13 protein-coding genes are annotated in these 12,015 nt (G+C 71.6%); 6 read left to right on the forward strand and 7 right to left on the reverse strand.

Annotation, left to right across the window (positions count from 1 at the left end; translation table 11 throughout):
* Positions 1-247 precede the first annotated feature (247 nt).
* The 3 genes from ACIRPT_RS17880 (at position 248) to ACIRPT_RS17890 (ending at position 2,628) form a co-directional block, all read left to right on the forward strand.
* Complete coding sequence (locus ACIRPT_RS17880; RefSeq protein ID WP_403501125.1) at positions 248-886, forward strand: DUF6758 family protein; 639 nt, start codon at positions 248-250, stop codon at positions 884-886.
* A 141-nt stretch (positions 887-1,027) separates the two neighbouring features.
* On the forward strand, positions 1,028-1,885 hold the full coding sequence (locus tag ACIRPT_RS17885) for a PHP domain-containing protein (protein WP_403828045.1): 858 nt from the start codon (positions 1,028-1,030) through the stop codon (positions 1,883-1,885).
* Between the two features lie 137 nt (positions 1,886-2,022).
* Positions 2,023-2,628, forward strand: coding sequence for a MarC family protein (locus tag ACIRPT_RS17890; protein ID WP_403501132.1), 606 nt, complete (start codon positions 2,023-2,025; stop codon positions 2,626-2,628).
* Positions 2,629-2,752: 124 nt separating this feature from the next.
* Here ACIRPT_RS17890 and ACIRPT_RS17895 read toward each other — a convergent pair whose 3' ends face one another.
* Entirely contained in the window at positions 2,753-2,908 is a 156-nt protein-coding gene (locus ACIRPT_RS17895; RefSeq protein WP_400063310.1) for a hypothetical protein, read from the reverse strand.
* 201 nt (positions 2,909-3,109) lie between these two features.
* Between ACIRPT_RS17895 and ACIRPT_RS17900 the strand changes: the two genes are divergently transcribed.
* Positions 3,110-4,036, forward strand: coding sequence for an NYN domain-containing protein (locus tag ACIRPT_RS17900; protein ID WP_403501133.1), 927 nt, complete (start codon positions 3,110-3,112; stop codon positions 4,034-4,036).
* 482 nt (positions 4,037-4,518) lie between these two features.
* Here the strand turns inward: ACIRPT_RS17900 and ACIRPT_RS17905 are convergent, their stop codons facing one another.
* Both ACIRPT_RS17905 and ACIRPT_RS17910 read right to left on the reverse strand, forming a co-directional pair.
* On the reverse strand, positions 4,519-5,388 hold the full coding sequence (locus ACIRPT_RS17905; protein ID WP_403828048.1) for an alpha/beta fold hydrolase: 870 nt from the start codon (positions 5,386-5,388) through the stop codon (positions 4,519-4,521).
* A 91-nt stretch (positions 5,389-5,479) separates the two neighbouring features.
* Positions 5,480-7,780 carry a DEAD/DEAH box helicase gene (locus ACIRPT_RS17910; protein ID WP_403828050.1) on the reverse strand — a complete coding sequence of 767 codons (2,301 nt, stop codon included), beginning with the start codon at positions 7,778-7,780 and terminating at the stop codon, positions 5,480-5,482.
* Positions 7,781-8,092: 312 nt separating this feature from the next.
* On the opposite strand from ACIRPT_RS17910, the gene ACIRPT_RS17915 reads away from it, so the two are divergent.
* Positions 8,093-8,827, forward strand: coding sequence for a ferritin-like fold-containing protein (locus ACIRPT_RS17915; protein WP_403828052.1), 735 nt, complete (start codon positions 8,093-8,095; stop codon positions 8,825-8,827).
* An 84-nt stretch (positions 8,828-8,911) separates the two neighbouring features.
* Here the strand turns inward: ACIRPT_RS17915 and ACIRPT_RS17920 are convergent, their stop codons facing one another.
* The 4 genes from ACIRPT_RS17920 to ACIRPT_RS17935 form a co-directional block, all read right to left on the reverse strand.
* On the reverse strand, positions 8,912-9,202 hold the full coding sequence (locus ACIRPT_RS17920; RefSeq protein WP_403501142.1) for a hypothetical protein: 291 nt from the start codon (positions 9,200-9,202) through the stop codon (positions 8,912-8,914).
* Positions 9,203-9,472: 270 nt separating this feature from the next.
* Positions 9,473-9,700, reverse strand: a complete 228-nt coding sequence (locus tag ACIRPT_RS17925; RefSeq protein WP_403501144.1) for a DUF3107 domain-containing protein — start codon at positions 9,698-9,700, stop codon at positions 9,473-9,475.
* Between the two features lie 141 nt (positions 9,701-9,841).
* A complete protein-coding gene (locus tag ACIRPT_RS17930) occupies positions 9,842-10,483 on the reverse strand; it encodes a TetR/AcrR family transcriptional regulator (RefSeq protein WP_403501146.1) in 642 nt (213 codons plus the stop codon).
* Positions 10,484-10,631: 148 nt separating this feature from the next.
* A complete protein-coding gene (locus tag ACIRPT_RS17935) occupies positions 10,632-10,850 on the reverse strand; it encodes a hypothetical protein (RefSeq protein WP_403502236.1) in 219 nt (72 codons plus the stop codon).
* A gap of 137 nt (positions 10,851-10,987) precedes the next feature.
* Here ACIRPT_RS17935 and ACIRPT_RS17940 point away from each other — a divergent pair, with 137 nt between their 5' ends.
* Positions 10,988-12,013 (forward strand): alpha/beta fold hydrolase, encoded by a 1,026-nt coding sequence (locus ACIRPT_RS17940; RefSeq protein ID WP_403501149.1) that lies wholly within the window; start codon positions 10,988-10,990, stop codon positions 12,011-12,013.
* Positions 12,014-12,015: the final 2 nt, after the last annotated feature.

Genomic DNA, 12,015 nt, shown 5'->3' on the forward strand with positions numbered 1-12,015 from the left:
GTTCCCCTTTCCATGGCCGGTTGCGCCGGAGCGTTCCTCCCGGAGGTGCCGCGAGGTACCCCCGAGATCGTTGGCGTATGCACACATTAAGTTAGGTGAGCTAAAGAGTGCAAGTTGCAACTACTTTCTGGGAGGGGCGGCGGCGCGCATTCGGCGGCCAAATGGGCGCCCGGGCACGCGAATCCGGGCGCACCGGACGGGTGATCGTCCTTGACGCGGCGGCGGGCCTGGAGGACCGTTGGTCCCTATGAGGGGCGAACCCAGTTGCCCGAAGTGCGGTGGCCGGGTGCGGGCGCCCGGTCTTTTCTCCGACTCCTGGCAGTGCGGCGTGCACGGCATCGTGCATCCGCTCCAGCCGGTCGTTCCGCCGAGCGTCGAGGCGCTCGGCGTTGTCGTGCACCGTGCGCAGGTGCCCGTGTGGATGCCCTGGCCGCTCCCCGTCGGCTGGCTGTTCACCGGCGTGGCCTGCGCCGGCGACGACCGCAGCGGCGGCCGTGCGACCGCGGTGGCCTGCTCGGGGCCCGGACCGCTGGGCGGCCCCGGTGAGCTGCTGCTGATCGCTGAGGAGCTGGGCGTCGGCCTCGGCGCGCGTTACGCCGGGATAGACGGCCCCGACCCCGGCCCCCATATGTGTGTGGACAAGAGCCCGCACGCCAAGGTGCTGGCCGCCGGGCGGCCGACCCCGATGTGGCATGTCGACGGCTCGCCCGGCGACCGCGCGGTCTTCGCGGGCGAGGCGCGCGGGCTGTGGCTGTGGGCGATCGCCTGGCCGGAGAGCTCGGGCCTGATGATGTACGACGAGCTGGTGCTGACGGATCTGCGGGAGGCCGGCGCCGAGGTGGATCTGCTGCCGTGCGGGGCGCTGTCGCCGCGCATCCTGGGCTGACCGCGGCGTCCGGGTGCCCCCGGGCACGTACGCCGCCTGACGGGGGCATGTCCGGGCGGCCGGTATCCTTCTGGGGGCACCGCCGTGCGGTCGCCCCGAAGTACCCCGTCCGTCCCGCAGCAGCCAGGAGGAGTCCGCGTCGTGCGCATCGATCTGCACGCTCACTCCACGGCGTCCGACGGTACGGACACCCCCGCGGAGCTGGTCCGCAACGCCGCGGCCGCCGGTCTCGACGTCGTCGCGCTGACCGACCATGACACCGTCGGCGGGTATGCCGGGGCGCGGGCCGCGCTGCCCGCGGGGCTGACTCTGGTCACCGGGGCCGAGCTCTCGTGCCGGATCGACGGCGTGAGCCTGCACATGCTCGCCTACCTCTTCGACCCCGACGAGCCCGAACTCGCCCGCGAGCGCGAGCTCGTCCGGGACGACCGCGTGCCGCGCGCCCAGGGCATGGTCGCCAAGCTGCGCGACCTCGGCGTGCCGGTCACCTGGGAGCGGGTGGCGGAGATCGCCGGGGACGGCGCCGTCGGCCGCCCGCACATCGCCACCGCCCTCGTCGAGCTGGGCCTGATCGCCTCCGTCTCGGATGCCTTCACCTCCGAGTGGCTCGGCCAGGACGGCCGGGCCTATGTCGAGAAGCACGAACTCGACCCGTTCGACGCGATACGGCTGGTCAAGGCCGCCGGCGGAGTGACCGTCTTCGCGCACCCGCTGGCCGTCAAGCGCGGCACCTGCGTACCGGAGAGCGTGATCGGCGAACTGGCCGCGGCCGGGCTCGACGGCATCGAGGTCGATCACCCCGAGCAGGCGGACCACGCCACCCGCGCCCGGCTGCGCGGCCTGGCCGCCGATCTCGGTCTGCTGACCACCGGCTCCAGCGACTACCACGGCAGCCGCAAGACCTGCCGCCTCGGTGACTACACCACCGACCCCGAGATCTACGGCGAGATCGTGCGCCGGGCGACCGGCGCCTTCCCCGTGCCCGGCGCGGGCGGCTGAGCCACCCGGCGCCACTTCGGCAGACCACCCTTACGCAGGCCGCGCGCCTGCCGTGTTCGTGCCCGCATCCCGCCTTCCCTTTCCCCTACGGGCACTGGCTCGTCCGTACCACCCTCAAATCCCGCAAGGCCATCACCGTGTTCGACGTTGCCGTCTTCAGTACGCTCTTTGTCACCCTTTTTGTCATCATGGATCCCCCTGGGATCACCCCGATCTTTCTCGCCCTGACCTCGGGGCGCCCGGCCAAGGTGCAGCGCCGGATGGCCTGGCAGGCGGCCGCCGTCGCGTTCTGTGTGATCGCCGTCTTCGGCCTCTTCGGCCGGCAGATCCTGGGGCGGCTGCACATCACCACGCCCGCGCTGATGATCGCGGGCGGGCTGCTGCTCCTGCTGGTCGCGCTGGACCTGCTGACCGGCAAGTCGGAGGAGCCCACTCAGACCAAGGACGTCAATGTGGCGCTGGTCCCGCTGGGGATGCCGCTGCTGGCCGGGCCGGGCGCGATCGTCTCGGTGATCCTCGCGGTGCAGCATGCGCACGGCGCCGCGGCCCAGCTCGCCGTCTGGACGGCGATCGCCGCGATTCATGTCGTGCTCTATCTGGTGATGCGGTTCTCGCTGGTGATCATCCGTGTGATCAAGGACGGGGGAGTGGTCCTCGTCACCCGGCTGGCGGGCATGATGCTCTCCGCTTTGGCGGTGCAGCAGATCATCAACGGTGTGACGCAGGTGATTCAGGCGTCCTGACCCCCTGAGCAGGTCTTTCCGCACTGTTCACCGCGGCCCGCACACGCGAAGCGCCTCCGTACGGTCCGTACGGAGGCGCTTCGACGTCGTTATCAGCGGGCGTCGATATCGGCGGGCGTCGGTGTCAGCGAGCGGCGGCCGTGTCGGCCGGGCGGATGTAGATGCGCTGGCCTATGGCTGCGGCCTGCTGCACGATCCGGTTGACGGAGGCGGCGTCCACGACGGTGCTGTCCACGGCGGTGCCGTCGGCATCGTCCAGGCGCATGATCTCGAAGCGCATACGGCTTCTCCCTTCGTCTGATCCTCCTGAGGAGAACTGTGTGGTGTGGCGCGCGCGGCTTCGTTGCCGGGCGCTCCGTACGGGTACAACGACCCGCACCCTGCAATCATTCCCTACGCTAAAGAAAATTTTCGAGGAACTAAGTACTTGCCGTTGGAGCGGTTGTGCTCACAGAGTGACCGCCCGGAGAATGGGTCCGGTATGAACGACGTCCAGCCCCCGGGCCCCGCAGACCTCTCCGCGCTCGCCGCAGGTATCGAGCGCACCAATGAGCTGCTCACACGGGTGCTCGCCGAGGTCGCCACCACCCCCTCCACCCACGCGGCGTTCGTGGACGCGGGCTATGTCTATGCCGCGGCGGGGCGGCTGGTCGCCGGCACGGAGGACCGCAAGGCGTTCGAGCTGGACTCGGAGGGCATCATCGAGGCCTTCATAGACAAGGCCCGGATGATTTTCCCGGACAGCCGGCTGCTGCGCGTCTACTGGTACGACGGCGCCCGCCGCCGCATCCACACCCAGGAACAGCAGCGGATCGCCGAGCTGCCGGACGTCAAGGTCCGCCTCGGCAACCTCAATGCGAACAACCAGCAAAAGGGTGTCGACTCCCTCATCCGCAGCGACCTGGAGTCGCTGGCCCGGCACCGCGCCATCAGCGATGCGGTGCTCATAGGGGGTGACGAGGACCTGGTCTCGGCGGTGGAGGCGGCGCAGGGGTACGGCGCCCGGGTGCACCTGTGGGGCATCGAGGCCGCCGGGGGCCGCAACCAGGCCGAGCCACTGCTGTGGGAGGTCGACAGCCAGCGCACCTTCGACCTCGACTTCTGCAAGCCGTACGTCACACGGCGGTCGGGCGTGGCCTGCGCCGAGCCCCCGGCGAGCGAGGGTCCGGTGCCCGCCCGCGAGGAGGTCCGCTTCGTGGGCGCGCGAATAGCCGCCCAGTGGCTCTCCGAACGCGGCCGCGAGTGGGTGGCGACGCTGCTGCCCGGCCACCCGTACCTGCCCGGCACGGTCGACCAGGACCTGCTGACGACCGCCGAGGCACTGCTCCAGCACTCGCTGCGCGGCCATGCGGACCTGCGACGCGTGCTGCGGGACGGCTTCTGGGATCACGTGCAGGGGCAGTATTAGTCGCCGGTCCGCCGGTCCGCTGCGCTTTGCCTGGGCCGCGTTTTTGGCTGACCCCGCCGTGGGTGGTTGTTCGCCGTTGCGCCTGCGGCGGGCGTGGGTTTGTTGGGTGCGGTGACGGCCCTACACGGCTTCGCCGCTACGGTCCGTCCCCTCCCGTGGGTGGGGAGGGGGCTGGTGGGGGCGGGTGTTGAGTTGACCGTTTCCCGTGATGGATCCACAAGGTGTGGCTGACCGTCTGCGTACGCCCCACGGTTTTCTCCCACTCTCAACGGGGAGGGGGCGGGCCGCAGGACGGAGTCCGGAGGCCCGGTCCCGCAGCCGAACAGCCCCGCGCAAGCGGCAACGCCCGCCGCAGGCGCAACGGCGGCACCCCCCACGGCGGGAGAGCCGGACACGTCGGCCGCGGCAAAGCGCAGCGGACCGGCCCGCCGCAGGCGCAACGGCGACACACCCCCGCGGCGGGACAGCCAAAAACGTTCGGCTCAGGCAGAGCGCAGCGACACCGCACCCCGCCAGAACTCGACCAAGGCCGCCGCCGTAGCGGCGGCCTGCTCGGCGTTGGGGGAGTGTTCGGCGCCGTCGATGACGGTCCGTCGAGCGGCCAGCCGCTCGGCCATGGCGTCCATCAGCGGCACCGGCCAGGCATAGTCGACGGTCCCGGAGACCACGTGCTTGGGGAGTTCGACGGCCGCCAGTTCCGCCACCCGGTCGGGCTCCGCCAGCATTTGACGGCCGGTCACGATCAGCTGCTCGGGGAGGGTGTTCAGCCAGCGGCGGTGCAGGAACGCGCCGACCTCCGGCGGCGTGGCACGGTCCGGCGTCTCCACCGGGTCCAGCGCGCGCATCGCCTGCCAGACGGCTTCCATGTCCAGCGTCGCCAGCGCCTCGATCAGCATCCGCACCCGGGCCTGCTGGGGTTCGGCGATGGCGGCCGGGCCCGAGCTGAGCACGGTCAGCGAGTGGAACGGGGCCGGGTCGAGGAGTACGGCGGCCCGGGTGATCAGGCCGCCCAGGGAGTGCCCCAGCAGGTGCACCGGGGCGCCGAGGGCTTCGGCCTGGGCGTGTACGTCGAGCGCCAACTCCCGCTGCTCGTAAGCGGATTCGTCGTGCGGCCCGGGGGATTCGTGCTGCCCGCGCCCGTCCACCGCGACCGCCCGGAACCCGGCCGCGGCCAGCGGTTCGAGCAGCGCGATGAAGTCCTCCTTGCTCCCGGTGAACCCCGGCACCAGCAGGGCGGTACCGGCCGGGGCGCCGTCGGGCCGGGCGTCGTGCACGGCGAACGTCCCGCGCCCGGTCTCGAGCCGGTATGCGCGGGCACACGGAGGGAGCTTGAGGGTGGGTGGCGTGCTCATGGCGTGAGGCTAACGGACGGCCCGGAACGGAGAAGCGCCGACGGCCCGGCTCCCGCGCAGTGCGGAAGCCGGGCCGTCGGCGTGCTGAAGGTCAGCTCTCCTGCGTGGCCTTGGCGGCGGCCGTCTTACGGGTCCGCTTCGGCTTGGCCTCGACCGGCGCCTCGGCGGCGTCGACCGCGTCGGTGGCGGGCTTGGTCGCAGCGGCCTTGCGGGTGCGCTTGGGCTTGGCGGGCGCGTCGGCGGTCGTGTCCACGGCGGCTTCGGCGGCCTTGGCGGCGGCCGTCTTACGGGTCCGCTTCGGCTTGGCCTCGACCGTCGTCTCCGCGGCGTCGACCGCGTCGGTGGCGGGCTTCGTCGCAGCGGCCTTGCGGGTGCGCTTGGGCTTGGCGGGCGCGTCGGCGGTCGTGTCCACGGCGGCTTCGGCGGCCTTCGCGGCGGCCGTCTTACGGGTCCGCTTCGGCTTGGCGGGCGCGTCGGTGACGGTGTCCACGGCGGCCTCGGCGGGAGCCTCCACGGCGGCCTTCGCCGCGCTCCGGGTACGCCGGCGCGGCGCGGCCGGCGCCTCGGCCGGCTCCGTCACGGCGACGGCCTCGACCGTCTCCACGGCGGCCTCCGCAGCCACCGGGCGGGCGGCCCGCGTACGGCGTCGGCGCGGTGCGGCGGGTGCCTCGGCCACAGCCTCGGCGACCGGAGCGGCCACCGCGGCCTGTGCAACGGCCTCGGTGCCCGCGGGCGCCGTCACGGCCGCGGCCTGCGCCGTGCCACGGGTGCGGCGACGCCGGCGCGGCTGCCGCGGCTCGGCGCCGCCCTCGGCGGGCGCCGCCTCCGCGGTGACCGGCGAACCGGCCGCCGTTGCCGGGGCACCGGCCGCTTCGAGCGCCGACCCGCCCCGCGTACGACGGCGCTGCCGCGGTGTACGCGTCCGCTGGGGGCGCTCCTCCTCGGCGGCTGCTGCGGGCTTGCGGCCACGGCCGCGGCCGCCGGTCTCGCCGAGGTCCTCGACCTCTTCGGCGGCCAGCCCGGCGCGGGTGCGCTCGGCGCGGGGGAGGACGCCCTTGGTGCCCTGGGGGATGTTCAGCTGCTCGTAGAGGTGCGGCGAGGTGGAGTAGGTCTCCTCCGGCTCGTCGAACGGCAGCTCCAGCGCCTTGTTGATCAGCTTCCAGCGCGGGATGTCGTCCCAGTCGACGAGGGTGACCGCGGTGCCCTTGTTGCCCGCGCGGCCGGTGCGGCCGATGCGGTGCAGGTAGGTCTTCTCGTCCTCGGGGGACTGGTAGTTGATGACGTGCGTCACACCCTCGACGTCAATGCCGCGGGCGGCGACGTCGGTGCAGACCAGGACGTCGACCTTGCCGTTGCGGAAGGCGCGCAGCGCCTGCTCGCGGGCGCCCTGGCCGAGGTCGCCGTGCACCGCGCCGGACGCGAAGCCGCGCCGGGAGAGCTGGTCGGCGATATCGGCAGCGGTCCGCTTCGTACGGCAGAAGACCATGGCCAGACCACGGCCCTCGGCCTGCAGTATCCGCGAGACCATTTCCGGCTTGTCCATGGAGTGCGCGCGGAAGACGTGCTGGGAGATGTTGGCGACGGTCTGGCCCTCGTCGTCCGGCGCGGTGGCGCGGATGTGCGTGGGCTGCGACATGTAGCGGCGGGCCAGGGAGATGACCTGGCCGGGCATGGTCGCGGAGAACAGCATCGTCTGGCGCTTGGCCGGCAGCAGCTGGATGATCTTCTCGACGTCGGGCAGGAAGCCCAGGTCGAGCATCTCGTCGGCCTCGTCGAGCACCAGGCTCTTGACCTGGGAGAGGTTGAGCTTCTTCTGGCCGGCCAGGTCGAGCAGGCGGCCGGGGGTGCCGACGACGACGTCGACGCCCTTCTTCAGCGCCTCGACCTGCGGCTCGTACGCGCGGCCGCCGTAGATGGCCAGCACCCGGACGTTGCGGACCTTGCCGGCGGTGAGCAGGTCGTTGGTGACCTGCTGGCACAGCTCGCGGGTGGGAACGACGACGAGGGCCTGCGGCGCCTCGGTCAGCTGCTCCGGCTTGGCGCGGCCCACCTCGACATCGACGGGGACCGTCACGCGCTCGAGGAGCGGCAGGCCGAAGCCCAGGGTCTTGCCGGTGCCGGTCTTGGCCTGGCCGATGACGTCGCTGCCGGAGAGGGCGACGGGGAGCGTCAGCTCCTGGATGGGAAAGGGGGAAACGATGCCGACGGCTTCAAGGGCCTCGGCGGTCTCGGGGAAAATCCCGAGCTCTCGGAACGTAGACAGAATCTTGCCTCTTCTGTGAGACGCGGCATGAGGCGGCGAAGGGGGTCGTACCGTGCCGTCGTACCTGTTCGTACGGGGGCCGACCTGAGAGAGCCGGATGGCGCGGGACCACTGCCAACGCTCAGGCACTCCTGCCGCGAGCGGTGTGCCCCCTGCTGTGCGTACCTCTCGTACGCGTTCGCGGGGGCGGGCGGTCGGTTGGAGCCGATCGGGCCACCGACCGGGCATCCGCTTTCGTGGAGAGACCTACCGACTCCTCGGCAGGTCCTTTATCACTCTACCCCGGATATCGCTCCGGATCCGAAGGCTTGTATGAGTGAGAAATAGGTCACGCCCCGGCGTACCCCGGGAGCACGGGGTCGGCGGCTCGCGCGCGGGAGCCGGAGCGCGGTGGCTGACCAGGGCCTTCCCAGGGGCGCCCGGCGGGCTATTGTGCCGGTCATGGAGACGCCTGACACCGCCGCGGACGCGCAAGCACTCACCGGGATCGCTGCCCAGAACTGGGCGCAGGCATCCGCCGACCCGCATTACCGGGCCGCCGTGATCGATCTGCTCGGCGCGCTCGCATATGGCGAGCTGTCCGCCTTCGAGCGCCTGGCCGAGGACGCCAAGCTCGCCCCGACGATGGACGACAAGGCCGAACTGGCCAAGATGGCTTCGGCCGAATTCCACCACTTCGAACGACTGCGGGAACGGCTCGCCCAGATCGAGGCGGAGCCGAACGAGGCCATGGAGCCCTTCGCCGCCGCGCTGGATGAGTTCCACCGCCAGACCGCGCCGTCGGACTGGCTGGAGGGCCTGGTCAAGGCGTATGTCGGAGATTCGATCGCCAGCGACTTCTATCGCGAGGTCGCGGCCCGGCTGGACTCGGACACCCGGGGTCTCGTACTGGCCGTACTGGACGACACCGGGCATGCGTCGTTCGCCGTCGAGAAGGTGCGGGCGGCGATCGAGGCCGAGCCGCGGGTCGGCGGGCGTCTCGCGCTGTGGGCGCGGCGGCTGATGGGCGAGGCGCTGTCGCAGGCGCAGCGGGTGGTCGCGGACCGCGACGCGCTCTCGACGATGCTGGTCGGCGGCGTGGCCGACGGCTTCGACCTGGCCGAGGTCGGCCGGATGTTCTCGCGGATCACCGAGGCGCACACCAAGCGGATGGCGGCGCTGGGGCTCGCCGCGTAACGCACTCACGGGCAAGCAGGGGACCGGCGGCCCTTCCGGGCGCCGGTCCCCGGTCGTTCTGTGGCCGACGGTCACGCTGCTGCGTCAGGCCGTCCGGTGCCCCTTGAGGCGCGGGGCGGGCCGGCGCACCCGGCGGCGCGGCGGCCGCACCAGCAGCGAGAGCAGGGCCGCGCCCACGGCCAGCGCGGCGATCATCACCTGTACGGGGTGTCCGGGGCCGAGGATCGAGCGGGTCAGCAGCGCACCCAACAGCGCGGCGACCGGCCCCGTGGCCAGCGTCAGCGTGCGTGAGGGAAACCGGTCGGAGAGCCAGTGCGTCGCGGACAGGGCGATGACGAACCCGATGAAGACGGCGCCGAGCGCTTCCCAGATCATGCCGTTCCCTCCCGCGTGCCAAACAGTCAAACTTGACGAACGCGACAAGCCCGACCGGGCGAACAATCCGGACGAACAAGTCGGTTGTTACCCGTCGTACCCAGGGGATACACGGGGCAACCCTCGCGTGAGCCATGTGTGCGGACACCGGTCCGACGGCAAGCGCAAGGCGGCCGGACGGCGGAAACGGTGAAGGGCGGCACCCGGAGAACAAGCTCTCCGGGTGCCGCCCTTCACCGACTGCGGGCGCCGCGTGCGACGCCCCGCTGCTCAGAGCGCGCCGAAACCGACCTTGCGGGCGGTCGGCTCGCCGATCTCCACGTAGGCCAGCCGGTCCGCAGGGACCAGCACCTTGCGACCGTGGTCGTCCACCAGGCTCAGCAGCTGCGACTTGCCGCTCAGCGCATCGGACACAGCGCTCTCGACCTCGTCGGCAGACTGCCCGCTCTCCAGAACGATCTCGCGGGGCGCGTGCTGCACGCCGATCTTGACCTCCACGGCTTATGTCCCTCCGACGGTCCGGGGTCCCCCTGGCGCCGCCAAGGGGAGGATGCGCGGTCGTCCGCGCCGTACGGAGCACACATTAGCCCGGCGCGGGGACGGACAGGACGCCGCGGAACACGCCCGCAGCGAACATCATCAGTGCGAGTCGGCGCCGTGCAGCGGGAAACCGGCGATGCCCTTCCAGGCGAGCGAGGTCAGCAGCTGCACCGCGGTGTCGCGCGGGACCGTGCTCTCCGACGACAGCCAGTACCGGGCCACCACCTGCGAGACCCCGCCCAGGGCCACCGCCAGCAGCATCGCTTCGTTGCGCGCCAGGCCCGTGTCCTCCGCGATCACCGCGCTTATCGCCTCGGCGCACTCCAGCGAGACCTTGTCCACCCGCTCGCGGACGGCCGGTTCATTCGTCAGGTCCGACTCGAAGACCAGCCGGAAGGCGCCGCCCGGGTCCTCGACATAGGCGAAATAGGCGTCCATCGTGGCCGCCACCCGCTGCTTGTTGTCGGTCGTCGAGGCCAGCGCCGTACGCACCGAGTGCAGCAGCGCCTCGCAGTGCTGGTCCAGCAGCGCGAGGTACAGGTCCAGCTTGCCCGGGAAGTGCTGGTAGAGCACCGGCTTGCTGACGCCCGCCCGCTCGGCGATGTCGTCCATCGCGGCCGCGTGATAGCCCTGCGCGACAAAGACTTCCTGGGCAGCGCCCAGAAGCTGGTTGCGCCGGGCGCGGCGTGGCAGACGTGTGCCCCGCGGGCGCGCCGCCTCGGTCTGCTCGATGGCGCTCACGCTGCCTCCCAGAAGTTGTTCCGTACGCGGTACGCACAAGATGGTGCACCGCGCCCGCCATCGTACTTTTGGGTAACCCGGCTGTGCGTGGTCCGAGGGGAGAATTTCTGCCCGGGACCGCCGGCCGAAGCCGACATAACAGTCCAGGTCATCGGTATTCGTCTTCGTTGAGTTCCACCACGCGGGCCTGCTCGGCGACGTCGGCCTCGTTGGCGGTGTCGGCGGCGACGGCGGTCAGCGGGTCGTCGTGCTGCGGTGAGACCTCGGCGTGCTGCTCGGCGGCGTCGTGCTCGGGCGCTTCCACGTCGAACTCCGTCATGTTGTTCTCGTCCTCAAATGTGTCCGGTTCGGTCGGGTCGGAGGGCATCATGGCTCCCTTTCTCGCGGCAGGGGCCGGGGCGGCTGCCCTTGATACGAGCGTAGGAGAGCGGCACCGGCAGCGCGATGCGGTGTGTGACCGCGAACACACAATCGGGGGCGTGATCGTCTCGTAACATCGACTGCATGTCTTCGACCGACTCGCCGGACGCCCGTACCGCCGCACCTCAGGTACCCCCGGCCGGCCCCGGGTCCCGGGCGGGCGCGGCGGAGACGGTGCGCGCCGTGACCCTGTCGGGCCTGACGCTGTACGTGCGTTCACCCGCGCAGACACCGGCCGACGGCGACGCGCCCGGGCGCGAGCCCGCGCTCTGCGTCCACGGCCTCGGCGGCTCGTCGCAGAACTGGTCCGCCCTGATGCCGCTGCTCGCCGACCGGGTCGACGGTGAGGCGCTCGATCTGCCCGGCTTCGGTCATTCGCCGCCCCCGGTCGACGGCAACTACTCCGTCTCCGCGCAGGCCCGCGCGGTCATCCGCCATCTCGACGCCGCCGGGCGCGGCCCCGTCCACCTCATCGGCAACTCCATGGGCGGCGCCGCCGTCACCCGGGTGGCGGCCGTACGCCCCGACCTCGTCCGCAGCCTCACCCTGATCTCCCCGGCGCTGCCCGAACTGCGGCCCCAGCTGACGGCCGTGCCGACGGCGCTGCTCGCGGTCCCGGGTGTCGCCCGGCTCTTCAGCAAGGCCACCCGCGACTGGACGCCCGAGCGCCGCACCCGCGAGGTGCTGGCCCTGTGTTACGGCGACCCCGCGCGGATCACCGCCGAAGGCCTCGGCACCGCCGTCGAGGAGTATGCGCGACGGCTCCAACTCCCTTATTTCTGGGAGGTGATGGAGCGCTCCGCGCGCGGCCTGGTGAATGCCTACACGCTCGGCGGGCAGCACAATTTGTGGCGTCAGGCCGAACGGGTGCTCGCGCCCACGCTTCTCGTCTACGGTGGGCGCGACCGCCTGGTCTCCTACCGGATGGCTCGGCGGGCGGCCGCGGCGTTCCGCGGTTCGCGGCTGCTGACGCTGCCGGAGGCGGGGCATGTGGCGATGATGGAGTACCCGGAGGCGGTGGCGCGGGCCTTCCGTGAGCTGATCGAGGCGAACGCCGCGCCCGATGGACAAGATGTGACCGATGTGACCGCTGATGCGGGCAGGAGCTGACA

The sequence above is a fragment of the Streptomyces sp. NPDC101227 genome, from assembly GCF_044767545.1.
GTDB lineage: Bacteria > Actinomycetota > Actinomycetes > Streptomycetales > Streptomycetaceae > Streptomyces.

Bases quoted from the DNA above. Each gene is read 5' to 3' on its own strand.
- ACIRPT_RS17895 (WP_400063310.1), bottom strand. From the start codon at position 2,908: ATGCGCTTCGAGATCATGCGCCTGGACGATGCCGACGGCACCGCCGTG.
- ACIRPT_RS17915 (WP_403828052.1), top strand. From the start codon at position 8,093: ATGGAGACGCCTGACACCGCCGCGGACGCGCAAGCACTCACCGGGATC.
- ACIRPT_RS17900 (WP_403501133.1), top strand. From the start codon at position 3,110: ATGAACGACGTCCAGCCCCCGGGCCCCGCAGACCTCTCCGCGCTCGCC.
- ACIRPT_RS17940 (WP_403501149.1), top strand. From the start codon at position 10,988: ATGTCTTCGACCGACTCGCCGGACGCCCGTACCGCCGCACCTCAGGTA.
- ACIRPT_RS17905 (WP_403828048.1), bottom strand. From the start codon at position 5,388: ATGAGCACGCCACCCACCCTCAAGCTCCCTCCGTGTGCCCGCGCATAC.
- ACIRPT_RS17880 (WP_403501125.1), top strand. From the start codon at position 248: ATGAGGGGCGAACCCAGTTGCCCGAAGTGCGGTGGCCGGGTGCGGGCG.
- ACIRPT_RS17935 (WP_403502236.1), bottom strand. From the start codon at position 10,850: ATGCCCTCCGACCCGACCGAACCGGACACATTTGAGGACGAGAACAAC.
- ACIRPT_RS17920 (WP_403501142.1), bottom strand. From the start codon at position 9,202: ATGATCTGGGAAGCGCTCGGCGCCGTCTTCATCGGGTTCGTCATCGCC.